The sequence below is a fragment of the Burkholderia anthina genome, from assembly GCF_001547525.1.
Lineage (GTDB): Bacteria > Pseudomonadota > Gammaproteobacteria > Burkholderiales > Burkholderiaceae > Burkholderia > Burkholderia semiarida.
In genome coordinates this window covers 1,453,538-1,476,074 of record NZ_LNJP01000003.1, presented here as the reverse complement: position 1 = coordinate 1,476,074, position 22,537 = coordinate 1,453,538, and the positions used below count along the sequence as shown (strand labels likewise).

The following is a 22,537-nucleotide window of genomic DNA, read 5'->3' as shown; positions in this document are numbered from 1 at the left end:
GGCGGGACGACACCCGGGCACCGCCAGACGAACTCACGAACGCTCCCACCTTCACAGGATCCGAACGCCATGACGTCACGCCGCAAATTCCTTCAGCAGACCGCCGGTTCCGGCCTCGCCGCCGCCGCGCTGTCCGCGTTTCCGCCGAGCATTCGCCGCGCGCTCGCCATTCCCGCCTTCCACGAAACGGGAACCATCCAGGACGTGAAGCACGTCGTGCTGCTGATGATGGAGAACCGCGCGTTCGACAGCTACTTCGGCACGTTCAAGGGCGTGCGCGGCTATGGCGACCGCTTCGCGGTGCCGTCGCCGAACGGTCGCGACGTGTTCTACCAGTCGTACACCAAGGTGACGCCCGCCGCGACCGTGACGCCGTATCACCTCGACGCGCGCCAGGGCAACGCGCAGCGCGCGGGCGGCACGCCGCACGCATGGGCCGATGCGCAGGCCGCGTGGGATCACGGCCGGATGAACCGCTGGCCCGACACCAAGACGCCGCTGTCGATGGGCTATTACGACGCGGCCGAAGTGCCGTTCCAGCGCGCGCTCGCCGATGCGTTCACGCTGTGCGACCACTACCACTGCGGGATGCACACGGGCACGATCGCGAACCGCCTGTTCTACTGGAGCGGCACCAACGGCCCGAACGGCATCAGCCCGGCCGACGGCAGCCGCGTGAAGATCGCCGCGCTGAACAACCAGTTCAACGGCGGCAACGACATCGGCCCGTCGAGCCAGGGCTGGACCTGGACGACCTATGCCGACCGGCTGCAACAGGCCGGCGTGAGCTGGAAGGTCTACCAGAGCCTGATCGACAACTTCGGCTGCAACGAGATGATGAGCTTCCGCCACTGGCGCGCGGCGATCGAGCAGATGCCGGCCGCGCGCCGGCCTACGTACGTCGCGTCGACCGACATCACGCAGCCGGTGACGGCGGCCGGCGCGTTCTACGATCCGGCGATCGACGATCCGCTGAGCCCGCTCGCGAAGGGCTTCGGCAACACGATGCCATACGGCTTTCTCGAAACGTTGCGCGACGACATCCGCGACGGCAAGCTGCCGGAAGTGTCGTGGATCATCCCGCCGTCCGCGTACAGCGAGCACCCGGGGCCGTCGAGCCCCGCGCAGGGCGGCTGGTACGTGCAGGCCGTGCTCGATGCGCTGACGGCGAACCCGGAGGTCTGGAGCAAGACCGTGCTGCTGGTCAACTACGACGAGAACGACGGCTTCTTCGACCACATGCCGTCGCCGGCCGTGCCGTCGCGCAACGCCGACGGCACGCTCGCGGGCGGCCATACGCTGTCGGCCGCCGACGTCGCGGTCGAGTACCACGACTTCACGCCGGCCACGTCGAGCCAGCCGGCCATCGACGGCCGTCCGTACGGCCCGGGCCCGCGCGTGCCGATGTGGATCGTGTCGCCGTGGAGCCGCGGCGGCTGGGTCAACTCGCAGGTGTTCGACCATACGTCGACGCTGCGCTTCCTCGAGAAGCGCTTCGGCGTCGCGGAGCCGCAGATCAGCGCGTACCGCCGTGCGGTGTGCGGCGACCTGACGAGCGCGTTCAACTTCCGCACGCCGAACGACGAACCGCTGCCGACGCTCGCGGGCCGCACGACGAAAAGCCAGGCCGACGCGCTGAGCGCCGCGCAGCAAACCGCGCCGAAGATCGTGCCGCCCGCCACGCCCGCGCTGCCCGCGCAGGCGACCGGCGTGCGCCCGTCGCGCGCGTTGCCGTACGAGCTGCACGCGAGCGCGCGCACCGATGCCGCCGCCGGCACGGTCACGCTGAAGTTCGCGAACACCGGCCGCGCGGCCGCCGTGTTTCACGTCTACGACAAGCTGCACCTCGACCGGCTGCCGCGGCGCTACGTCGTCGAGCCGGGCAAGACGCTGCATGGCGACTGGGCCGCGCGCGCGGACGACGGCGGTAAATATGACCTGTGGGTGCTTGGCCCGAACGGCTATCACCGCCGCTTCACCGGCGATCTGAGCCGCCTGGCCGGGGCGCGCGCGCCGCACCCGGAAGTGCGCGTCGGCTATGCGGGCGCCAGCGGCAGCCTCCACCTGCGGCTGCGCAACGACGGCGGCGGCACGGTGCGCTTCACGGTGAAGTCGAACCAGGTCTACGGGCCGCTGTCCGGGCGCGGCGCAAGCGCCGACCATGGTCATGGCCACGGCGACGAAAACGGTCACGGTCAGGGCAACGGCCATGGCACCGGCACCACGTGGACCGTCACGGTGCGCGCCGGCGATCAGTCCGAACTGCACTGGAAGCTCGATTCGACCGGCTACTGGTACGACTTCATCGTCACCGCCGACAGCGATGCGAGCTTCTCGCGCCGCGTGGCCGGGCGCGTCGAAACCGGCCGCCACTCGGTCAGCGACCCGGCGATGGGGCTCGCCGACCGCTTCTGACGCCACCGCGGCGACGCGCGGCGCGGCGCGGCGCGCGCCGCCCGCGCCGGGGCGGCCGCGAACGCCGTTCGGGTACCGGTTCCGGCCGGGGCCGATCCGGCGCAGACGCCCGCCCGGCGCGGCTCAAACATCAGAAGGATCGGTGGTGTAGCCCTCATTTCCGGCCCACGAAAATGCCCCGTGTCGCGGCCCGTTCGCGTTAAACTGCGTCAAGCCGTATTCAACAAAGACATCCTTGCCGCTCCGGCATCCACGACACGATACGAGGATAGGTTCGATGCGCACTACCGGCTCATCCGGGGCAATGACCCTGCTCACCGAACACGACGCGGCCGACGGCCGCGAACTGCGCTCGCTCCGGCTCGAAGCGACCGGCGACGGCAAGAGCGTGCTGCTGATCGAGGTCGACGAACGCAAGCCCGGCATCCACCGCGAGGTTCGCTACGAGATCACCCCGGCCGAACTGATCGCGGCGATCCGCTCGCACGGCGCCGAGCTGCCCGGCGAAAACCACGGCGCCGCGTCGCTCGCCCGTACGCCTTCCTGATTCCGAACGGTGAGCCGCGTGCAACGCGCCGGCTCACCCACATTCCCCTGCCGCCGTCAGGCGCTTTGCATCATTCCCGCCGCTGCGTCGAAAAAGGCCGATAATCGGCCCATCCGCCTTTCCTGCCCACGCGTTTCCTTTTCGGCCAGCCGTCATGCTCCGTGACCTCGTCGCCCAGTACGGGCCGCTTCTCGTGTTCGCCAACGTGCTCGCGGCGGCCATCGGCCTGCCGGTGCCCGCGATGCCGACGCTCGTGCTGTTCGGCGCGATGTCCGCGATGCATCCGGCGATGATCGGCTCGCAACTCGTGACGGTCGTCGCGCTGTCGGTGCTCGGCGCGCTGGTCGGCGACACGGTCTGGTACGTCGCCGGGCGGCGTTACGGCGGCACGACGCTGAAGACGATCTGCCGGCTGTCGCTGTCGCGCGATACCTGCGTGAAAAAGACCGAACGCTTCTTCGGCCGCTACGGCGTGCGCGTGCTCGCGGTCGCGCGCTTCATTCCGGGGTTGTCGCTCGTGTCGGTGCCGATGGCCGGTGCGCTCGGCACGCGCTACCGCACGTTCGCCGGCTACGACGCGCTCGGCGCCGCGCTGTGGACGATCGTCGGGCTGGGCGCCGGCCTCGTGTTCTACCGGCAGATCGACTGGCTGTTCGCCGGCGCGAGCCAACTCGGCCGCGCGGTGCTGCTGGTCATCGTCGCGCTGCTCGCGGTCTATGCGGCCGTGCGCTGGATGCGCCGCCGTGCGCTGATCCGCCAGCTCGCGAACGCGCGGATCGGCGTCGACGAGCTCGACATGCTGCTGCGCGACGCCGCCGCGCCGGTGGTGCTCGACGTCCGCTCGCCCGAGCACCGCAAGCTCGATCCGTTCACGATTCCCGGTGCGCAGTTCGCCGACGAGCGCCAGATCGGCGACATCGTCGCGCGCTATCCGCTCACGCAGAAATTCGTCGTGTATTGTTCGTGCCCGAACGAAGTGACGGCCGCGCTGATGGCCAAGCGCCTGCTCGATGCAGGCTTCACCGATGCGCTCGCATTGCGCGGCGGCCTCGACGCGTGGCGCGATACGGGCCGCCAGCTTACGTCGCTCGTGGAAGAGGTGCCCGCCGCGAACGATTCCGTAGCGGGATGGCACAAGCCGGCCTGATCGCATCGATCGCCGGCCGGCCGTGCGAGACAGGGGGCCTTGCGCCCCCCCTTCGATCAGAACGCGTGCAGCGGCAGGTTCACGACCAGACGGTACTCGGTGTTCGTCGCGTCCGAGTAGTGGGCCGAACCGTTGTGCCACATCGCGATGAACGTGACCTTCGTGTTCTTCAGCTTGCCGCTCTGGAACGTGTACGACGGGATGAAGCCGAACTCGTGGTGACGGCCCTGCACCGGCGCGCCGTTGCTCCAGTAGATGCTCGACTTGCTCGGGTCGTTCGCCGCGCCCGCACTGCCGTCCGCGCCCCAGCCGGTCACGCCCCACACCATCGCCTTGAAGCCCGGCAGGCCCGCTTCCTTGCCGTAGAACGTGTAACGCAGCTGCAGCGATTTTTCGTGCGGCGCGTTGTAGTCGACGTCCATCGAGTTGGTCAGGAAGATGCCGTTCGTTTCGTTCAGGTAGTCGAAGAACTGGTCGCCGAGCACGTGCTGGAAGCCGACCAGCAGCTCGTGCGGGCCGTGCTGCGCGGCCAGCGACAGGCTGTACGCGTTGTTGTTGATCTTGCCCTGCAGCGCGTCGCCCGTGTCGTGCGTCGAGTAGACGTTGCCGAAGCCGGTCCACTTGATCGTCTGCGGGCTGCCGATGCTGTGCTTCACCGACGCGTAGTACTGGTGCCACACGTCGTCGGCCTGGTTCGCGTACAGCGCGACCTCGCCGTTCGGCGAGTAGTCCCACGTGCCGCCGACGTAGGTCAGGCGGTTCACGCGCGTGCCGCCGTATTGCGTCGTCAGATTGGTGAGCGTCGTATGGCCGCGTGCGTCGGTCTTCGTGAAGCTGCCGGCCTCGAGCATCACGTTCTTGAATTCATTGCTGACGATCGTCGCACCGAGGAACGTCGGCGGCAGCGCGCGGTTGTCGTGCTGCTCCATGAACGGATTGTCGACGGCCTGCAGACCGTACTTGACCACCGTGTTCGAGATGCGCGCCTTCACGTCGTAGATGCCCGGGTACGCCCATGCAAGCTGGTTCGACCCGCCGCCGCCCTTCGCCACGTGCACCATGTTGCCCGCGCCGGCGCCGCCGTCGAGCTTCAGGCCCGCGTACAGCGATGCGTCGACGCCGAAGCCGATCAGGCCCGCCGTATAGCCGGACTCGAAGTTCGCCATCACGCCCTGGACCCACGCATGGCGATGCGGCCCGCCCTTGTTGTCGAGGATGTCCGAATAGTTGCGGAACAGGAAGTCGAGATGGCTGTCGGCGATGAAGCCGTTCGATTTCGACTGCGCCGACGGCTCGCCGGGCGGCGTGACGGCCTGGCTGGCCTCGGCATTGACAATGGCGTTCGGGGTCGTTGCCTGCGCAACGGGTGCGCCCGAGCCGGCGGCCGGCGCGGCCTGCGCGACCGTCAGCGGCGCGGGCGCCGCGTCGTCGGCGTGCGCGACGCCCGTCAGCGAGACGCCGGCGAGCGCCGGCAGCCCCCATGCAAGCAGCATCTTCGATGCCGTCCCGATCGTCTTCTGCTTTTTCATCGTCATTCTCGTCTTGTGTTGATATCGTCCACGCCGGTCGCGATCCGCTTCCAGCCCCCCGGCGAGCCCGGCTAAGGACGCGCCTGTACCCGCGGCGCGAAGATCGTTCGCGCCGCACCTACCCCTGTTGACCTGCCCTGGTTATGTTTGCTGTGTCACTTCAGCACGCCGCGCCCGCGCGGATGCACGCAACGCGCGCCGCCGACCCCTGCCGCACTTCCGGCAGCGGCACGTCCCGCGCGCATGCGTCGATCGCGACCGGACAGCGCGTGCGGAACGCGCAGCCGGACGGCGGGTTGAGCGGCGAGGGCATCTCGCCCGCCAGCAGCATCGGACGGCGAGCACGCTCGCGCGCCGGCTCCGGCGTCGGCGCCGCATCGAGCAGCGCCTTCGTGTACGGGTGCTGCGGCACGCCGTACACGTCATGCCGCGTGCCGAACTCCATCACGCGGCCGAGATACATCACGAGCACGCGCTGGCTGATGGCCTTCACCACCGCCAGGTCGTGCGCGACGAACAGATAGGACAACGACAGTTCGCGTTGGAGATCGCGCAACAGGTTCACGATCTGCGCCTGGATCGACACGTCGAGCGCCGATACCGGTTCGTCGCAGATCACGAGCTTCGGCTCGCTGATCAGCGCGCGCGCAATGCCGACGCGCTGGCATTGCCCGCCGGAAAATTCATGCGGATAACGCAGCAGGTGATGCGCGTTCAGGCCGACGCGTTCGAGCATCGAGATCACGCGGCGGCGCACTTCGGTACGGCCGAGGCCCGCGTGATGCGTGACGAGCGGCTCCGCGACGACCTGCTCGATCGTCATGCGCGGGTCGAGCGACGCGAGCGGATCCTGGAAGATCATCTGCACTTCGCGCCGCATCGCGGTGCCGCGCAGGTGATCGGGCGCGACGGCCTGGCCGCGCCATTTCACGGTGCCGGCCGTCATCGGCACGAGGCCGATCAGCGCGCGCGCGAGCGTCGACTTGCCGCAGCCCGATTCGCCGACGAGCCCGACCGTCTCGCCGCGCTTCACGTCGAACGACACGCCGTCGACCGCGCGCAGCGTGCCCTTCGGCGACCACGGATAGCCGCCGAGCGGCACGCGAAAATGCACCTTCAGATTGTCGACGGACAGCAGCGTGTCGTCCGTCGCGCCGGCTTGGCGGCGTTCATCGACGCTCATCGCAGACCTCCGATCAAATCGGCCACGGGCCGGTGGCACGCGCGCACCGCGCCCGCGGCGCCATAGGTTTCGAGCGCCGGGCGCTCGGCGCCGCAGCGTTCTTCCGCATACGTGCAGCGCTTCGCGAACGCGCAGCCGGCCGGCGCGGTGCCGGGCATCGGCGGGTTGCCGGGAATCGCGACGAGCGGCGCGTCGTCCGCGTCGGTCAGGCGCGGCAGCGCGTTGAGCAGGCCGATCGTGTACGGATGCGACGGCGCCGCGAAGATCGAGTCGGCCGGCGCGTATTCGACGGTGCGGCCCGCGTACATCACCATCACGTCGTCGGCGAGGCCGGCGACCACGCCCATGTCGTGCGTGATCAGCACGATCGCGGTGCCGCGCTCGCGGTTCAGCTCGCGCAGCAGGTCGATGATCTGCGCCTGCACGGTCACGTCGAGCGCGGTGGTCGGCTCGTCGGCGATCAGGATTTCCGGCTCGGACAAGAGCGCCATCGCGATCATCACGCGCTGCCGCATGCCGCCCGAGAACTCGTGCGGATACATGCGGATGCGGCGCGCGGCGTCGGGAATGCGCACCGATTCGAGCGCCTCGATCGCGCGCTTGATCGCTTCCTTGCGCGACAGCTTGCGATGCAGCTGCAGCGTCTCGGTCATCTGCCGCTCGATCGTCAGGAACGGATTGAGCGACGTCATCGGATCCTGGAAGATCATCGCGATGCGGTCGCCGCGCACCGCGTTCAGCGCGCGCGTATCCATGTCGAGCAGGTTGTCGCCGCGGTAGCGCGCGGCGCCGGTCGTCGTGCCGTTGCCGGCCAGCAGGCCGAGCAGCGCCATCACGGTCTGGCTCTTGCCCGAGCCCGATTCGCCGACGATGCCGAGCGTCTTGCCGGCTTCGAGCGAGAACGACACGCCGTTCACGGCGTCGATCGGCGGCGCATCCTTGCGCGTGAAGCGCACGCCGAGGTTTTCAACTTCCAACAGAGCGGCCATCTTCAGCGATCCTTCGGGTCGAGCGCGTCACGCAGGCCGTCGCCGACGAAGTTCACGCAGTAGAGCGTCACGCAAAGCATGACGGCCGGGGCCAGCAGCAGCCACGGCATCGATTCCAGTTTCTGCGCGCCGTCCTGGATCAGCACGCCCCAGCTCGTCATCGGCTCCTGCACGCCGAGGCCGAGGAACGACAGCACCGATTCGGTGAGCACGATGTTCGGCACCGAGACCGTCGCGTACACGACGACCACGCCGAGCAGGTTCGGCACGACGTGGCGCAGCACGATCGACGCCGGCGACACGCCGATCGCGCGCGCCGCATCGACGAACTCGCGGTTGCGCAGCGACAGCGTCTGGCCGCGCACGACGCGCGCCATGTCGATCCACGAGAACGCGCTGATGGTCAGCACGACCAGCATGAACGAGCGGCCGAACAGGGTCATCATCAGGATCGCGATCAGCAGGTACGGGATCGCGTACATCATGTCGACGACGCGCATCATCACGGCGTCGACGCGGCCGCCCGCAAAGCCGGCGGTCGCGCCCCACGCGACGCCGAACAGGCCCGACACGAGCGTGCCGAGCAGGCCGACCTCGATCGATACGCGGCCGCCGATCAGCGTGCGCACGAGCAGGTCGCGGCCGAGCTCGTCGGTGCCGAACCAGTGCTGGTTCGCCCAGGTCGGCGGCAGGCTGATCGAGGCCCAGTCGCTCGCGGCGGGATCGGCCGCGAGCAGCCACGGGCCGACGAAGCACGCGAGCGTGATCAGCGCGAGCAGCACGAGGCTGAACACGGCCGCACGGTTGTGAAGGAAGCGCGCGAACGCCAGCTCGAGCGGCGAGCGCGAACGCGGCGGCGAATCGGTCTGCACGGGCAGGCCGACGACGGGAGTGGTCGGGGTCATCGCTGTGCCTCGCTCAATAACGGATGCGCGGATCGAGCCACGCGTACGCGAGGTCGACCAGCAGGTTGAACAGCACCGCGAAGACGGTCGTCAGCACGACGAGGCCGAGCACCAGCGTGTAGTCGCGGTTGATGGCGCCGTTCACGACGAGTTGCCCGAGGCCCGGCAGCGCGAACACCGATTCGGTGACGACGGCCGCCGTGATCGACGTGATGCAGACCGTGCCGAACAGCGACACGACCGGCATCAGCGCGGGCTTGAGCGCGTGGCGCAGCACGATGGTCGAGCCCGGCAGGCCCTTCGCGCGCGCGGTGCGGATGTAGTTGCTCGACAGCGTCTCGATCATCGAGCCGCGCATCACGCGCGCGAGCAACGACACGTTGATGAGGGTCAGCAGCGCGATCGGCAGCAGCCGGTACCGCCAGCCGCCGTCGCCCCAGCCGCCGGCCGGCAGCCAGCCGTTGCCGGCCGACGTCTTCAGCAGGATCGCGAAGATCCACACCATCACGGGGCCGAGCACGAACGGCGGCACGACGTTGCCGAAGTTGCCGATCAGCATCACGAAGCGGTCGATCACGCTGTCGCGGCGCACGGCCGCGACGGTGCCGAGCAGCACGCCGAGCACGATCGAGATCGGGATCGACACGCCGCCGACGCCGAGGCTCACGGGCAGCGCCTTCTTCACGAGATCGTTGACCGACCAGTCGACGTAACGGAACGACGGGCCGAGATCGCCGTGCAGCAGCGAGCCGAGATACAGCAGGTACTGCTTCCACAGCGGCTCGTCGAGGTGGTACTTCGCGTTCAGGTTCGCGAGCGTCGCGGCGGACAACTGCTTCTCCGTATCGAACGGACCGCCGGGCGTGAAGTGCAGCAGCAGGTAGCAGACGGTGATGACCGCGAGGATCGTCGGCACCGCCCACAACGTGCGCCTCAATGCGTAGGCCAGCATGATCGCTCCGCTCAGTGCTTGATCAGGTACATGTCCTGCGAGGCGCGCATGTCGATCACGTTCTTCAGCGAATAGCCGCCCACGTACGACTTCACGAGACGGTCGGCCGAATACTGGAACAGCGGCACCATCGGCGTGTCCTTCATCGCCATGTCGTGCGCCTGCGTGAGCAGCGCGGCGCGCGCCTGGTCGTCGAGCTTCTGGTTGCCTTCCTCGACGAGCGCGTCCACCTGCTTGTTGCAGTAGCCGACGGTGTTCTGGGCGCTGCCGCAGCGGATCAGGTCGAAGAAGGTCATCGCGTCGTTGTAGTCGGCGAACCAGCCGTCACGCGCGATCTGCACCTTGCCGTCGTGCCGCTGCTTCATCAGCACCTTGAACTCGACGTTCTCGAGCTTCGTGTTGATGCCGAGCTTCGTGCGCCACTCCGACGCGGCGAACAGCGCGACCTTCTTGTGCAGGTCGTTGGTGTTGTACGTGAGCGTGAACGACAGCGGCTTCGCGTCCGAGTAGCCGGCCTGCTTCAGCAGGTCCTTCGCGGCCGCGACGCGCCTGGCCATCGGCCACGACGCCCATTCCGGCGTGAACGGCTGCTGCACGCCCTTCGTGCCGTTCGGCATCAGCCCGTACATCGGCTTCTCGCCGGCCTGCGTGAGCTTCGACGTGAGCACGTCGCGATCGATCACCATCGACAGCGCCTGGCGCACGCGCTTGTCCTTCAGCGCCGCGTCGCTGTTGTTCAGGTAGTAGTAGTAGGTCGCGAGCTGCAGGCCCTGGCGCAGCTCGCCGCCGAACTGCTTGCTGACCTGCTGGAAGATGCCCGACGGGATCGAGTAGCTGTAGTCGATCTGGCCGGCCTGGTACATGCGCATCGCGGTTTCGTCGCTTTCGATCGGCAGGTACGTGACCTTGTTGATCACGACCTTCGACGCGTTCCAGTACTTCGCGTCCTTCGTCGCCACGATGCGGTTGTTCGGCTGCCAGTCGGCGAGCTGGTACGCGCCGTTGCTGACGATGTTGCCCGGGCGCGTCCACGCGTCGCCGAACTTCGCGACCACGTCCTTGTTCACCGGCGCGAGCGGCGCCATCGCGGTCAGTTCGGGGAAGAACGCGACGGGCACGTCGGTCGTCACTTCCAGCGTGTACGGATCGACCGCACGCACGCCGAGCGTCGACGGCGCGGCCTTGCCGGCGATGATGTCCTTCGAGTTCTTGATGAACTCGACGAGGATCGTGTACTTCGAGCCCGTCTTCGGATCGACGAGACGCTGCCACGAGTAGACGAAATCGGCGGCCGTCACCGGCTGGCCGTTGCTCCATTTCGCGTCGTGGCGAAGCTTGAAGATCCATGTCTGCGGCGTCTTGCGTTCCCACGACAGCGCCACGCCCGGCACGATCTGGCCGGCCGCGTCGATGCGCGCGAGCCCTTCGAACAGGTCGAGGCCGATCGTGTTGCCGGTCCACGATTCGATGTGCGCCGGGTCGAGCGACTCGACTTCGGCCGGCACCTGGCGCGTGAGGTCCTGTTGGGGAGCGAGCGCGACGTTGGACGGAACGGTCACGGCGTGGGCGGCGGGCGTCGTCAGGGCGAGCGCGGCCAGCACGGCCGACATGGCATGCAAGGATTTCATCGTGGCGGTCTTGAGAAGGGTGGTTCGGTGAGCGTCGCGCGGCGGATGCCGCGGCTTACGCGTGAGACGCTGACGGGTGCAGCGATCGGGGAGGCCCGTGGTTCTCGTATTGCATGTTAGTATTCCTTACATTTCTTTCGACGGGCATCCCGTCGAAGAAACGAAGGAATACCCGTGCGTTAGAACAGCCGCGGCGTACCGACCCAGACCACCACCGACTCGATCTTCGCGGTGTTGACCCAGCTGTGCGGCACCGTCGACTGATAGTGCGAACTGTCCCCGGCCTGCAGGACGAACGTCTTGCCTTCCAGCGTCAGCGACACTTCCCCTTCAATCACGTACAGGAACTCCTCTCCTGCATGTGTCGTCACCTCCGACCGCTTCTGCCCCGGCGGCATCCTCACGAGGATCGCCTCCAGCTGGCGCCCTTCGGACACGTTCGTCAGCCTCGCGAACAGGTTCGCCGAATCGGCAAACCCGAAGAAGCGCAACTGATCGCCTCGGCACACCGAGCGTTCCTCGCTCGGCGTATCCACGAAGTACTGCACCGTCACACCGAGCGCGTGGGCGATACCGGCCAGCGACGTCAGTGACGGCGACGCGAGCCCGCGCTCGACTTGAGACAGAAACGGCTTCGAAATCCCCGCGGCGGTAGCGGTGTCGTCGAGCGTGCGCTTCAGACGTTGGCGCAACGCGCGAATCTTGCTGCCCAGTGCGACAGCGTCTGCCGATCGCGAGTTTTCAGTGGGGGGAACCATAGCAGGCCGAAAAGTGGTCGTCAAAAAATGTTTGATGGAAAGTAACTAAGTTAATTAGAGATAGCTTAATCTTCGGTTTCGTACACGCTTTCGGCGTTGAGCCCGGTGCACTAAACAGGGGCCGAAGCGAGCGAAACGACGCGCTATCTTGCCAGACTCGCCGGCTTCACAGGCAAGCTGCAAGCGGCTCTCCGGGAATTTGCGGAGAACGGGCGCGAAGCTTACAAGTAGATGATGAGACAAATGTTCCTGAAAGCTGCTGCCATATCGGGAGTTTCCCTAAGTGGCGCGGACCCGACGCACCGGACCGGCAAACGTTACCATTCGCGCGCCGGTCGGGGGCTTGCTCCGCCTTCCAACGCGGAGTCCGACCCCGGCCCGGGCTAACCGCCCGACTGCTCCATCGCCGACGCCAAGCCTACCCGGCCACCGTGCTCCGGCGCCAGTTCGACCCCAAGGCGACGCGCGATCCGCGCCGTCCGTTTCAAACGAGATTGATGATGCAAGCACCTGTTTCACAGACCCGATCGTTTACGACGGTCTTCCTCATCGAAATGTGGGAGCGCTTCGGCTACTACGGCATGGCCGCGCTCCTGGTCCTCTTCATGGTCGACCGGCTCGGCTTCACCGACAGCCACGCGAACCTGACCTGGGGGGCGTTCACCGCGCTCGTCTACGCCGCGCCGTCGATCGGCGGCTGGATCGGCGACAAGGTGCTCGGCGCGCGCCGCACGATGATCATCGGCGCGTCCGTGCTGTGCGCCGGCTACCTGATGCTCGCGGTGCCGAACGATCACCTGGCGTACATGTACGCGTCGCTCGGCGTGATCGTCGTCGGCAACGGCCTGTTCAAGGCCAACGCGGCGAACCTCGTGCGCCGCATCTACGAAGGCGACGACGCGCGCATCGACAGCGCGTTCACGATCTACTACATGGCGGTCAACATCGGCTCGACGGTGTCGATGCTCGCGACGCCGTGGATCAAGGATCACTGGGGCTGGCACACCGCGTTCGCGGTCTGCTGCGGCGGCATGCTGCTGGCGATCCTCAACTTCATGCTGATGCACCGCACGCTCGCGCACGTCGGCTCGCAGCCGGACGACGAGCCGATCCGCTGGAAGCGCCTCGGCGCGGTCGCGGCCGGCGGCGTCGCGCTCGCGCTGGTCACGCTGTACGTGCTGCAGCACAAGCAGCTCGCGGTCGCGAGCGTGTGGACGGCCGCATTCGCGATTCTCGCGATCTTCGCGTACATGATCGCGAAATCGGAGCGCTCGGAGCGCGCGGGCCTGATCGCGGCGCTCGTGCTGATCGGCCAGGTGATCCTGTTCTTCATCTTCTACGTGCAGATGTCGACGTCGCTGACGCTGTTCGCGCTGCGCAACGTCGATCCGCGCTTCATGCTGTTCGGCACGACGCTGTTCACGTGGAGCGCCGCGCAGTTCCAGGCGCTGAACCCGATCTGGATCATGCTGCTGAGCCCGGTGCTCGTGTGGGTCTACAACGCCGTCGCGAAGGGCGGGCGCGATCTGCCGGTCGCCGCGAAGTACGCGCTCGGTTTCGGTGCGGTCGCCGCGGGCTACCTGGTGTTCACGATCAGCGGCCGCTATGCGGTCGACGGCCGCGTGTCGTCGTGGTTCATGGTGTGGGGCTACGGCCTGTACTCGCTCGGCGAGCTGCTGGTGAGCGGCCTCGGCCTCGCGATGATCGCCCGCTACGTGCCGGCGCGCATGAGCGGCTTCATGATGGGCGCGTATTTCGTCGCGACGGGCGTGTCGCAGTATCTGGGCAGCGTCGTCGCGAACTTCGCGCAGATGCCGTCGCACGAACTGCCGGCCACCGAATCGCTGCCGCTCTACCTGTCGCTGTTCGAGAAGCTCGGCTGGCTCGCCGCGATCGGCATGCTGCTCGCGCTGCTGCTGCTGCCGCTGATGAACCGCCTGTCGCGCCAGCATCAGCGCTGCACGGACGAGCGCCGCGAAGAAGCGCTGCAGGCGCAGGCCGCCGCCGCGCAGTAAGGACTATCCCTCGGCGTGCGGCGTGCACGCCACATTCTCCCGCCAGAAACGCGAACGCGTCCTACACTGGTTGCAGGCAACGCATCCGCTTCGCGAGATGCGCACTGGCGGGAGAACACGATGAAAAGCAAGACGACGCGGCTTTTGAGGATCCTGTCGGACATCCGGCACGCGCAGCGCTGCACCGCGATGCGCGCCGCCCGGGCCGCGGCCGAAGCCGATGCGGTGCTCGCGGAGCGCGACGAGCCGGCGCAGGACGAACGCGACGACGCCGAACCCGACGACGCCACCGCCACGCCCCGCTCCCGTATCGGCTCACCTCACTGACGCCGCGCGGCGCCTGCCGCGCCGCATACGCCGCTTCCGCGCGCCTACGCCGCCGCGCCGCGCCATCGCGCGATCCACGTTCCCGAACCGGCCACCGCCATCATCAGCCCGAGCGCGCACGCGTCGGCCACGAGGCCCACGCCGACATGCCGCAGATCGGCGCCGCGCACGACCGGATGCAGCAGCGAATCGATCACGAGCGAGATCGCCGCGCCCGCGACGAAGCAGACCAGCCCGCGCTGGCCGACCGCCACGACGGGCCGCACGCCCTGCGCGATCCGCGCGATCCAGCCGAAGCGCACGCAATCGGCCATCAGCCACGCGACGGCCGCGAAGCTCACGACGCGCGGCAGCGCGAGATCGCGCTTGAACACGCCTTCCGGCACCGGCAGCCCCGAAAACAGCTTGTAGCTCGCGCAACCGAGCACGATCGCGCACGCGAGCCCGGTCGCCGCGGCGCCCCAGCGGCCGAGCGCGATGCGCCGGTAGAACGGCTGGCAGCGCGCGAGCACGCCGGCGACGAACATCAGTTGCCACGCGAACGGGTTGAAGCTCCAGCGAAAGCCGTCGGTGTCCAGCAGCTCGGGGCCGAGCCAGCCCGCCGCGAGCCAAGACGCGACGCTGATCGCGACGAGCAGCCACGGATGACGCCGCGCGAACGGCACCAGCACGGGCGACGCGAGCGCGAACAGCACGTACATCGGCAGCACCGACGCGAGATACGGCTGGCGCTGGAACGTCAGCAGCTCGGCGAGCCCCGTGAGCGGCGACGCGAGCATCACGCTGACGTCGTCGAGCGCGAGGTTCGGCGCATCGATCCCGTAGTGGTCGAGCACCGCCGACACGACGAGCATCAGCGTCGACGTCGCGAGAAACGCGCGGTAGATCTGCATCGCGCGCCGCACGAACCGCTGCTGCGCGGCGCGCGCGCCGTGCCGCTCGGCGATCGCGCCGTACGCGCTCGCGGTCGCGAAGCCGCCGAGAAACACGAACACCTCGGCCGCATCGCACAGCGCGAACGCGTGCAGCGTCACGCGCGACAGCACGCTCGCGCCGATGTGATCGACGACGATCATCAACAGCACGAGCCCGCGGAAGAAATCGATTTCGATCAGGCGGCCGCCGCGCGACGGCTGCTCCGTAGTGGAATGCAGCGGGCTCAACGACATGAGCGCACCTGTACGGCGGCGGTGCGACGCGCACCGGGGAGGGGATCGGGAACAAGCAGGCGAACGCGATCGGCGGCGATACGCGTATGTCCGTATCGCGCCAACCCGGCTGGCCAGGCACGGAGATGACCGTTCATCGAAAAGCTGCATACGAAGGGAAGTCGGTCAGGTCAGTCTAATGGCCGATCAGCGGAGACCCTAAGTAACAAAATGCAACTGAATCTTCTCATCGATTACACGCGCGAGCGTGGCGCAATGAAGCTGACGGCGTCGCCAGATTCGCGTCAGCGCGGCGTCGGTTGACCGTCGGTATCGAATGGAATCGACGGGACTCGGCAGCGATACGGGCGCCGTTCGACGGTCGATGAAGCACGCGATGCGCGGCACGTTCCGCACGGCCCGCGCATCGCGACGAGGCCGTTACCCGCGCGCGGGCAGGCGCCGCATCAGCATCGCGCCGTGCCACGCGGTGAGCGCGACGGCGGCCCAGATCGGCCCGTACGTCGCGAGTTGCGCGACGCTCAGCGTTTCGCCGAGCAGCAGCAGCGACACCACGACGAGCAGCACCGGCTCGACGTAGCCGAGAATCCCGAACAGCGCCATCGGCAGCATGCGGCTCGCCTTCAGGTAGCTCGCGAGCGCGAGCGTGCTGAGAATGCCGAGCCCCGGCAGCAGCGCGGCCCACAGCAGCGGATGGCCGGCGACACGCGTCGTGCTCGCCGCGACCATCGCGAACGCGACCGGGCACAGCAGCACGATCTCGATCGCGAACGCGGCCAGCGAATCGGCGCTGATCCGCCGGCGCAGCACGAAATACGGCGGATAGCCGAGCGCGACGACCAGCGTCGGCCACGCGAACGCGCGCGTCGCCCACACCTCGTGCGCGACACCGAGCGCCGCACAGGCGACCGCCGCCCATTGCAGCGGGTCGAGCCGTTCGCGATAGTAGAAGCGGCCGACGAGCACCATCGTCAGCGGCAGCAGGAAATAGCCGAGCGACACTTCGAGCATGCGGCCGTGCAGCGGCGCCCACAGGAACAGCCACAGCTGCACGCCGAGCAGCGCCGCGCTCACCGGCAGCGCGATCAGCAGGCGCCAGTCGCGCGCACCGCGCGCGGCGAGCGCGACGAGCGCCGGCCAGCGGCCGCGCAGCGCGATCAGCGCGAGCGCGCCCGGCGCGGTCCAGAGGATGCGCCACGCGAAGACGTCGAGCCCCGTGAGCGGCGCGAGCAGTTTCGCGTAAGCGGACATCAGCGCGAACAGCGTCGACGCCATCACCGACAGCATGAGGCCGCGCCCCGCCTCCGGATACCCCGTCATGATCGTCGTGTGCCCCTTACTGCTGCTGGAAACGTTCGAAGCGCTTCTCGGTGCGGCGTTCCTCGAACGTCACCTCGGTCACGCGCGCGGCGGGCGGCCCGTGACGCAGCCACGCGAGCATCCGGTCGATCTGTGCGCCGGGCCCCTGGATCATCGCCTCGACGGTGCCGTCCTCGAGATTCGCGACCCAGCCGCGCAGCTTCAGCGCATGCGCCTCGCGCACCGTCGCGTGACGAAAGCCGACGCCCTGCACGACGCCGCGCACCCGCACGTAGTAGGTCTCGATCCGTTCGTCCAGCTCGTTGCGGCTCATCGCATCGCCCTCCGGTTGCATTCAAGCCCGGCATTGTAGTCGCGTCGGCCGCTTCGCACACGCGCCGGCCGGGCGTCGCCGCCCCCGCCGACCACGTACAATCTCGCCGATGCCAACCGCCGCGCCGCCCGCGCGGCCCAGAAGGAAACGCATGACTGATACTTCCCGCGATCTCGTTCTCGTCACCGGCGCGTCCGGTTTCGTCGGCTCGGCCGTCGCGCGCATCGCGCAGCAGAAAGGCTATGCGGTGCGCGTGCTCGTGCGCCCGACCAGCCCGCGCACGAACGTCGCGGATCTCGATGCCGAGATCGTCACCGGCGACATGCGCGACGAGGCGTCGATGCGCGCCGCGCTGCGCGGCGTGCGCTACCTGCTGCACGTGGCGGCCGACTACCGGCTGTGGGCGCCCGACCCCGACGAGATCGAGCGCGCGAACCTCGAAGGCGCGGTCGCGACGATGCGCGCGGCCCGCGCGGAAGGCGTCGAGCGGATCGTCTACACGAGCAGCGTCGCGACGCTGAAGGTGACGAGCGCCGGCGACCCGTCCGACGAGAACCGGCCGCTCACGGCCGAGCAGGCGATCGGCGTATACAAGCGCAGCAAGGTGCTCGCGGAGCGCGCGGTCGAACGGATGATCGCCGACGAAGGGCTGCCGGCCGTGATCGTCAATCCGTCGACGCCGATCGGCCCGCGCGACGTGAAACCGACGCCGACCGGCCGCATCATCGTCGAGGCCGCGCTCGGCAAGATTCCCGCGTTCGTCGATACGGGGCTGAACCTCGTGCACGTCGACGACGTCGCGCACGGCCACTTCCTCGCGCTCGAGCGCGGCCGGATCGGCGAGCGCTACATCCTCGGCGGCGAGAACCTGCCGCTGCAGCAGATGCTCGCGGACATCGCGCAGATGACGAGCCGCAAGGCGCCGACGATCGCGCTGCCGCGCTGGCCGCTGTATCCGCTCGCGGTGGGCGCCGAAGCGGTCGCGAAGTTCACGAAGAAGGAGCCGTTCGTCACCGTGGACGGGCTGCGGATGTCGAAGAACAAGATGTATTTCACGTCCGCGAAGGCCGAGCGCGAGCTCGGCTACCGGGCGCGCCCGTATCGCGAAGGGCTGCGCGATGCGCTCGACTGGTTCGGCTCGGCGGGCTACCTGAAGTAACACAAAGCGGCGCACCTCGCGCCGCTTTGCGCACTTTGTTACACGTCGCGCACGGACCGGCATCGGCGCAGCGGTTAAAATCGCGGGTCTTACGCAGAGAAGACACGCATGAACCTCAACGATCAGATCGCTTCGCTCGCCACGGGCGTCGATCAGCTCCTCCACGATCACCACGCCGCCCAGCAGGCGGCACGCAGCGCGGAAGCCTTCGCGCGCGCCGCCGCGGCGGAGGCCCGGGCTGCCGCCGAGCGCCACGCGGCGGCGGAAGCCGAAGCGAAGGCCGCCGCGCAGCGCCACACGGCCGCAGCCGCCGATGCCGAAGCCGCGCAGCGGCGCCATGCCGATGCCACCGCCGTCGCCGAAGCGGCCGCCCAACGTCATACCGATGCCGCCGCGCAGGCCGAAGCCGCTTCGCAGCGCCATGCGGAAGCCACCGCGCTGACCGAAGCGCTCGCGCAACGTCACGCGGATGCCGAGGCCGCATCGCAGCGGCACGCGGCCGCGATCGCCGAAGCCGAGGCCGCCGCGCAGCGTCATCACGCCGCCGCGACCGAAGCCGAAGCGGCCGCGCAACGTCATGCGGCGGCGACCGCCGAAGCCGAAGCCGCCGCGAAGCGCCACGCGGAAGCGACCGCCGAAGCCGAGGCCGCCGCGCAGCGCCACCGGGCCGCGATCGCCGAGGCCGAGGCGCTCGCCCAGCGTCACACGCAGGCGCTCGCCGACACGCAGGCCGCCGCCCGGCGTCACGCCGAAGCGACCGCCGAGGCCGAAGCCGTCACGCAGCGCCACGCCGAGGCGATCGCCCAGGCCGAAGCCGCCGCGCAACGCCACGCCGAGGCCACCGCCGAAGCCGAAGCCATCACGCAGCGCCATACCGAGGCGATCGCCCAGGCCGAAGCGGCCGCGCAGCACCACGCGAAGGCCATCGCCGACGCCGAGGCGCTGGTCGAGGCCGTCGTCCAGGAAGCCGCGACGAGCGCGGCGGCAACCGCCGTGGCGGCTGAAGTCGTCGAGCCGGCGGTGGCGCCGCCAGCGTCCGTGAACGCGGCCGCGCCGGCCGCGGCTGAAACGGTCGGGACGGTCGAAGTGGTCGAAGCAGCCGGCGCGCCGGCCGATGCCGAGACGGCACCGATTCCGACCGCGCAAGCCGAAACCGCGACTGAAGCCGACGCCGCTGCCGCGCCGGCCGACAAGGCGACGCTGCACGTGTCGCGCCCGTCCCAGAACGAACTCACGCTGTCCATCAACGGCCAGTCGATCACGCTGCATCCCGAGCAACTGGGCCAGTTGATCGAGGAGCTCGCGCATGCACGCGCGTCGATGCAGCCGGAGCCGCCGCCCGGCATTCCGGCCGGCTGGCGTTTCGTGACGACGAAGAACCCGATGATGGCCGTGCAGAAGCAGGCGAACGGCGACCGCCTGCTGGTCGCGCGCCACACGGGCTACGGCTGGGTGCCGTTCACGTTCTCGCCGGACGTCGTGATCCAGATGTACATGATGCTGACGCAGCGGTAAGCGCCGGCATCGGCCGGCAACCGGCCGGAAAGCACACAGCCCGAATCGGCTTGCGTCGATCCGGGCTGTGTGTTTTCAGGGGGCCGGTTTATCGGTACGGCGGCGGCATCCGCCGGCGTGGATCAGCGCTCCACCGGCGCCTGCACGCGCGCCTTCCACTGGCCGCCCTTGCCGCGCCAGTAACGCCACGCGGACGCGAACGTCGCGCCGACGTAGAACAGCGCGACGAGCGGCAGCGCGGGCGCCCACAGCGGCGAGCGCCGGTAGTAGCGCAGCATCGGCGCATACGCGGCGCACATCGACGCCCACGCGAGCCAGGCCGGCCATGCGCGCGCGCCGTAGGCCAGCGCGGCGACGGGCGGCACCAGATAGATGATCGTCATCCCGAGCAGCGTGCCGGCCAGCAGCAGCGGCGAATAGTGCAGCTGCGTGAACGCGGTGCGCGCGATCATGTTCCAGATGTCGCGCCAGCTGTCGTACGGGCGCAGCGACACGCTGCGATCGGCGAGATCGAGCCGGATCGGATGACGGCCGCCGCCGCGATGCTTGATCTGCGCGGCAAGGCTGCAGTCGTCGATCAGCGCGCCGCGAATCGATTCGATGCCGCCCGCTTCCTCGAGCGCCGTGCGCTTCACGAGCATGCAGCCGCCCGCGGCGCCGGCCGTCCGGTTGCGCGGGTTGTTGATCCACGAGAACGGGTACAGCTTCGCGAAGAAGAACACGAACGCCGGAATCAACGCCTTTTCCCAGAACGAATCGCAGCGCAGCCGCACCATCAGCGACACGAGATCGCGATTTTCGGCCTGCGCGCGCGTGACGAGCTGCGCGACGGCGTCGGGCGGATGACCGATGTCGGCATCCGTCAGCAACAGGTAGTCGGCCGGCAGGCCAAGCGTCTGCACGGCCGCGATCCCCTGCGACTGCGCCCACACCTTGCCCGACCAGCCGGCCGGCAGCGGCTTCGCGCTCAGCACCGTCAGCCGGTCGGCGCGGTTGATCGCGAGCGCGGCCGCGCGGGCCGCGTCGGCGGTGCCGTCGTCGCTGTGGTCGTCGACGATGATCAGATGAAAGTCGCCCGGATAGTCCTGCTCGAGCAGCGAAGTCGCCGCGCGGGCGATCACGTCGGCTTCGTTGCGCGCCGGCACGACGGCCACGACGGCCGGCCAGCCGGCCTCGGCCGCCGCGCCGCGGGCGTCGGGCGGCAGCGGCCGCGCGGGCTGCGCGCGCCAGAAGCCGCCGCGCGCGACGAGCAGCACGATCCAGATCACCAGCGACAGGCCGGACACCAGGAAGGCGATCGCGAGCATCATCGGCCTGCTCCCTGCCGGGCGCCGGCGCGTGCGACATCAATGAGGGTCTGGAACAAAACACCCGGCGCCGCAGGGGCGGACGGGCAATACGCGTAAGAATCGACGGTCATCGAATGGCCTTGAAATGAGCGCGATGGCGGGCAGCCGGAGCGGCCGCCCGCGAAACCGCGCAGTTTACCGGGTTCCGCGCGCGCCAGCGCCGACGCGGCTCTCCCGCAATTGCAACGGTGTCGATACGGCACCGAAGCAAGGACGGCCCGATAGGGTTAAAATGCGCGATTAATTCGGGGTTCCGGGGCCTGGCCGGCCGGTTCGTTCCTGCCTTCATAACATCAAGCCGGGGCGAGCAAGCGCGTGCCAGCGCCTCGAACCCCGGCGTCTGTCGTCGGAGTTCGCTCACCTATGCGAGTCATCCTTGCCCAGCCCCGCGGCTTTTGTGCGGGGGTTGTCCGTGCGATCGAGATCGTCGATCGCGCGCTGCAACAGCACGGTGCGCCGGTCTATGTGCGTCACGAGATCGTGCATAACCGGCATGTCGTCGAAAATCTGCGTAATAAAGGGGCACGATTCGTTGAGGAGCTCGACGAGGTGCCGCACGGCGCTGTCGCGATCTTCAGCGCGCACGGTGTCGCCCAGACGGTCGAGCGCGACGCGCAAACGCGCGGGCTCGACGTGCTCGACGCGACCTGCCCGCTCGTCACGAAAGTGCACGTGCAGGGCCGCCAGTACGTCGCGGCGGGCCGCCGGCTGATCCTGATCGGCCACGCGGGCCACCCGGAAGTCGAGGGCACGATCGGCCAGATTCCGGCCGAGGTGATCCTCGTGCAGAGCGAGGCCGAAGTGGATACGCTGACGTTGCCCGTCGACACGCCGGTCGCGTACATCACGCAGACCACGCTGTCGGTGGACGACACGCGCGGCATCATCGAAGCGCTGCAGCGCCGGTTCACCGACCTCGTCGGCCCGGACACGCGCGACATCTGCTATGCCACGCAGAATCGCCAGGCCGCCGTGCGCGAGCTGAGCGAACAGGTTGACGTGCTGCTCGTCGTCGGTGCGACGAACAGCTCGAACTCGAACCGCCTGCGCGAGATCGGCACCGAAAGCGGTGTGCCGAGCTATCTCGTCGCCGACGGCTCGGAAGTGAAGGCCGAATGGTTCGCGGGCGTGCAGACGGTCGGCCTGACCGCCGGCGCGTCGGCGCCCGAGGAAATGGTCGAGGATGTAATCGGCGCGCTGCGCGCGCTGGGGCCCGTCGAGGTCGCGACGATGGCGGGCCGTGAAGAAAAAGTCGAATTCAAGTTGCCGGCGAAGCTCACGCAAGCTGTCGCCCGCGAAGTTTAAGGAGGACATCCC

The 22,537-nt window shown here is 68.6% G+C and carries 19 protein-coding genes; 8 read left to right on the top strand and 11 right to left on the bottom strand.

Annotated features, from left to right (window positions below):
• The first annotated feature begins 69 nt into the window (after nucleotides 1-69).
• From WS64_RS26670 to WS64_RS26660, 3 genes are all read left to right on the top strand, one after another.
• On the top strand, nucleotides 70-2,415 hold the full coding sequence (locus tag WS64_RS26670) for a phosphocholine-specific phospholipase C (RefSeq protein WP_060968214.1): 2,346 nt from the start codon (nucleotides 70-72) through the stop codon (nucleotides 2,413-2,415).
• Nucleotides 2,416-2,692: 277 nt separating this feature from the next.
• On the top strand, nucleotides 2,693-2,962 hold the full coding sequence (locus WS64_RS26665) for a hypothetical protein (protein ID WP_059581751.1): 270 nt from the start codon (nucleotides 2,693-2,695) through the stop codon (nucleotides 2,960-2,962).
• Between the two features lie 154 nt (nucleotides 2,963-3,116).
• Nucleotides 3,117-4,109, top strand: a complete 993-nt coding sequence (locus WS64_RS26660; protein WP_059581748.1) for a DedA family protein/thiosulfate sulfurtransferase GlpE — start codon at nucleotides 3,117-3,119, stop codon at nucleotides 4,107-4,109.
• Between the two features lie 56 nt (nucleotides 4,110-4,165).
• On the opposite strand, the gene WS64_RS26655 is transcribed toward WS64_RS26660, so the two are convergent.
• From WS64_RS26655 to WS64_RS26625, 7 genes are all read right to left on the bottom strand, one after another.
• Nucleotides 4,166-5,638 carry an OprD family porin gene (locus WS64_RS26655; protein ID WP_060968600.1) on the bottom strand — a complete coding sequence of 491 codons (1,473 nt, stop codon included), beginning with the start codon at nucleotides 5,636-5,638 and terminating at the stop codon, nucleotides 4,166-4,168.
• A 160-nt stretch (nucleotides 5,639-5,798) separates the two neighbouring features.
• On the bottom strand, nucleotides 5,799-6,821 hold the full coding sequence (locus tag WS64_RS26650) for an ABC transporter ATP-binding protein (RefSeq protein ID WP_059581742.1): 1,023 nt from the start codon (nucleotides 6,819-6,821) through the stop codon (nucleotides 5,799-5,801).
• Nucleotides 6,818-7,810, bottom strand: coding sequence for an ABC transporter ATP-binding protein (locus WS64_RS26645; protein WP_059581740.1), 993 nt, complete (start codon nucleotides 7,808-7,810; stop codon nucleotides 6,818-6,820). Before WS64_RS26645 ends, WS64_RS26650 begins: the two co-directional genes overlap by 4 nt.
• 2 nt (nucleotides 7,811-7,812) lie before the next feature.
• Nucleotides 7,813-8,715, bottom strand: coding sequence for an ABC transporter permease (locus tag WS64_RS26640; RefSeq protein ID WP_059644373.1), 903 nt, complete (start codon nucleotides 8,713-8,715; stop codon nucleotides 7,813-7,815).
• A gap of 13 nt (nucleotides 8,716-8,728) precedes the next feature.
• Nucleotides 8,729-9,667 (bottom strand): ABC transporter permease subunit, encoded by a 939-nt coding sequence (locus WS64_RS26635; RefSeq protein WP_059644375.1) that lies wholly within the window; start codon nucleotides 9,665-9,667, stop codon nucleotides 8,729-8,731.
• An 11-nt stretch (nucleotides 9,668-9,678) separates the two neighbouring features.
• On the bottom strand, nucleotides 9,679-11,295 hold the full coding sequence (locus WS64_RS26630) for a peptide ABC transporter substrate-binding protein (protein WP_059581732.1): 1,617 nt from the start codon (nucleotides 11,293-11,295) through the stop codon (nucleotides 9,679-9,681).
• A gap of 179 nt (nucleotides 11,296-11,474) precedes the next feature.
• A complete protein-coding gene (locus WS64_RS26625) occupies nucleotides 11,475-12,053 on the bottom strand; it encodes a cupin domain-containing protein (RefSeq protein WP_011548888.1) in 579 nt (192 codons plus the stop codon).
• 497 nt (nucleotides 12,054-12,550) lie between these two features.
• Between WS64_RS26625 and WS64_RS26620 the strand changes: the two genes are divergently transcribed.
• Nucleotides 12,551-14,068 (top strand): peptide MFS transporter, encoded by a 1,518-nt coding sequence (locus WS64_RS26620; RefSeq protein WP_060011293.1) that lies wholly within the window; start codon nucleotides 12,551-12,553, stop codon nucleotides 14,066-14,068.
• A 120-nt stretch (nucleotides 14,069-14,188) separates the two neighbouring features.
• A complete protein-coding gene (locus WS64_RS26615; RefSeq protein WP_059581729.1) occupies nucleotides 14,189-14,395 on the top strand; it encodes a hypothetical protein in 207 nt (68 codons plus the stop codon).
• A gap of 44 nt (nucleotides 14,396-14,439) precedes the next feature.
• Here WS64_RS26615 and WS64_RS26610 read toward each other — a convergent pair whose 3' ends face one another.
• The 3 genes from WS64_RS26610 to WS64_RS26600 form a co-directional block, all read right to left on the bottom strand.
• Nucleotides 14,440-15,564, bottom strand: a complete 1,125-nt coding sequence (locus WS64_RS26610) for an OpgC domain-containing protein (protein WP_060968213.1) — start codon at nucleotides 15,562-15,564, stop codon at nucleotides 14,440-14,442.
• A gap of 420 nt (nucleotides 15,565-15,984) precedes the next feature.
• On the bottom strand, nucleotides 15,985-16,884 hold the full coding sequence (gene rarD, locus WS64_RS26605) for an EamA family transporter RarD (RefSeq protein ID WP_060968212.1): 900 nt from the start codon (nucleotides 16,882-16,884) through the stop codon (nucleotides 15,985-15,987).
• 16 nt (nucleotides 16,885-16,900) lie between these two features.
• The gene (locus tag WS64_RS26600) at nucleotides 16,901-17,197 is read right to left on the bottom strand and encodes an acylphosphatase (protein WP_006480292.1); all 297 of its coding nucleotides are present in this window, start codon (nucleotides 17,195-17,197) and stop codon (nucleotides 16,901-16,903) included.
• 151 nt (nucleotides 17,198-17,348) lie between these two features.
• Here WS64_RS26600 and hpnA point away from each other — a divergent pair, with 151 nt between their 5' ends.
• Both hpnA and WS64_RS26590 read left to right on the top strand, forming a co-directional pair.
• Entirely contained in the window at nucleotides 17,349-18,356 is a 1,008-nt protein-coding gene (gene hpnA, locus WS64_RS26595) for a hopanoid-associated sugar epimerase (RefSeq protein WP_060968211.1), read from the top strand.
• A 108-nt stretch (nucleotides 18,357-18,464) separates the two neighbouring features.
• A complete protein-coding gene (locus tag WS64_RS26590) occupies nucleotides 18,465-19,871 on the top strand; it encodes a hypothetical protein (RefSeq protein WP_060968210.1) in 1,407 nt (468 codons plus the stop codon).
• Nucleotides 19,872-19,993: 122 nt separating this feature from the next.
• Here WS64_RS26590 and WS64_RS26585 read toward each other — a convergent pair whose 3' ends face one another.
• The gene (locus WS64_RS26585; RefSeq protein ID WP_060317820.1) at nucleotides 19,994-21,181 is read right to left on the bottom strand and encodes a glycosyltransferase; all 1,188 of its coding nucleotides are present in this window, start codon (nucleotides 21,179-21,181) and stop codon (nucleotides 19,994-19,996) included.
• A gap of 402 nt (nucleotides 21,182-21,583) precedes the next feature.
• On the opposite strand from WS64_RS26585, the gene ispH reads away from it, so the two are divergent.
• Entirely contained in the window at nucleotides 21,584-22,525 is a 942-nt protein-coding gene (gene ispH / locus WS64_RS26580; protein WP_059581714.1) for a 4-hydroxy-3-methylbut-2-enyl diphosphate reductase, read from the top strand.
• Nucleotides 22,526-22,537: the final 12 nt, after the last annotated feature.

What these genes read in the sequence shown, in the direction of transcription:
- WS64_RS26670 (WP_060968214.1), top strand. Translation starts at nt 70, where the DNA reads ATGACGTCACGCCGCAAATTCCTTCAGCAGACCGCCGGTTCCGGCCTC.
- WS64_RS26665 (WP_059581751.1), top strand. Translation starts at nt 2,693, where the DNA reads ATGCGCACTACCGGCTCATCCGGGGCAATGACCCTGCTCACCGAACAC.
- WS64_RS26660 (WP_059581748.1), top strand. Translation starts at nt 3,117, where the DNA reads ATGCTCCGTGACCTCGTCGCCCAGTACGGGCCGCTTCTCGTGTTCGCC.
- WS64_RS26655 (WP_060968600.1), bottom strand. Translation starts at nt 5,638, where the DNA reads ATGAAAAAGCAGAAGACGATCGGGACGGCATCGAAGATGCTGCTTGCA.
- WS64_RS26650 (WP_059581742.1), bottom strand. Translation starts at nt 6,821, where the DNA reads ATGAGCGTCGATGAACGCCGCCAAGCCGGCGCGACGGACGACACGCTG.
- WS64_RS26645 (WP_059581740.1), bottom strand. Translation starts at nt 7,810, where the DNA reads ATGGCCGCTCTGTTGGAAGTTGAAAACCTCGGCGTGCGCTTCACGCGC.
- WS64_RS26640 (WP_059644373.1), bottom strand. Translation starts at nt 8,715, where the DNA reads ATGACCCCGACCACTCCCGTCGTCGGCCTGCCCGTGCAGACCGATTCG.
- WS64_RS26635 (WP_059644375.1), bottom strand. Translation starts at nt 9,667, where the DNA reads ATGCTGGCCTACGCATTGAGGCGCACGTTGTGGGCGGTGCCGACGATC.
- WS64_RS26630 (WP_059581732.1), bottom strand. Translation starts at nt 11,295, where the DNA reads ATGAAATCCTTGCATGCCATGTCGGCCGTGCTGGCCGCGCTCGCCCTG.
- WS64_RS26625 (WP_011548888.1), bottom strand. Translation starts at nt 12,053, where the DNA reads ATGGTTCCCCCCACTGAAAACTCGCGATCGGCAGACGCTGTCGCACTG.
- WS64_RS26620 (WP_060011293.1), top strand. Translation starts at nt 12,551, where the DNA reads ATGATGCAAGCACCTGTTTCACAGACCCGATCGTTTACGACGGTCTTC.
- WS64_RS26615 (WP_059581729.1), top strand. Translation starts at nt 14,189, where the DNA reads ATGAAAAGCAAGACGACGCGGCTTTTGAGGATCCTGTCGGACATCCGG.
- WS64_RS26610 (WP_060968213.1), bottom strand. Translation starts at nt 15,564, where the DNA reads ATGTCGTTGAGCCCGCTGCATTCCACTACGGAGCAGCCGTCGCGCGGC.
- rarD (WP_060968212.1), bottom strand. Translation starts at nt 16,884, where the DNA reads ATGACGGGGTATCCGGAGGCGGGGCGCGGCCTCATGCTGTCGGTGATG.
- WS64_RS26600 (WP_006480292.1), bottom strand. Translation starts at nt 17,197, where the DNA reads ATGAGCCGCAACGAGCTGGACGAACGGATCGAGACCTACTACGTGCGG.
- hpnA (WP_060968211.1), top strand. Translation starts at nt 17,349, where the DNA reads ATGACTGATACTTCCCGCGATCTCGTTCTCGTCACCGGCGCGTCCGGT.
- WS64_RS26590 (WP_060968210.1), top strand. Translation starts at nt 18,465, where the DNA reads ATGAACCTCAACGATCAGATCGCTTCGCTCGCCACGGGCGTCGATCAG.
- WS64_RS26585 (WP_060317820.1), bottom strand. Translation starts at nt 21,181, where the DNA reads ATGATGCTCGCGATCGCCTTCCTGGTGTCCGGCCTGTCGCTGGTGATC.
- ispH (WP_059581714.1), top strand. Translation starts at nt 21,584, where the DNA reads ATGCGAGTCATCCTTGCCCAGCCCCGCGGCTTTTGTGCGGGGGTTGTC.